We start from the raw sequence: 327 nt of genomic DNA on the forward strand, positions 1-327 counted from the left end.
ACAAAGCGGAGACCATTCTCCAAGTTGAAAAGGATAAGGCAGACTCAAACATCAGTAAAGTCGAAGCCGTTCACATTCGAGCAATGGATTTCAAACCGTGAAACCAATGGTTTCATACTGAGAAACAGGTAGTTTCCTACCGTGAAACTTTTGGTTTCCAACCATTGTTTCATTAATTCCAATTCATCGGGGGTGGCAGGATGGTTTAAGAAACTGTTAGGCGTTTTTTTGATTAAGTCCTCGTCTGTGGCACTGGCTATCAGGGCACCATTATCGTAGGAATTGTCCTTGAATTCGCTCGGCATTTGTGCGTAGACATCGTACACG

1 protein-coding gene is annotated in these 327 nt (G+C 43.4%); it reads right to left on the bottom strand.

Features of this window, described 5'->3' with window-relative positions; all coding sequences use genetic code 11:
* Positions 1 to 44: 44 nt before the first annotated feature.
* The coding region (locus tag D0T85_RS22100; protein ID WP_163215677.1) for a hypothetical protein at positions 45 to 327 on the bottom strand (283 nt) is incomplete at its 5' end.

The sequence above is a fragment of the Bacteroides sp. 519 genome (assembly GCF_010500955.1).
GTDB lineage: Bacteria > Bacteroidota > Bacteroidia > Bacteroidales > Bacteroidaceae > Bacteroides.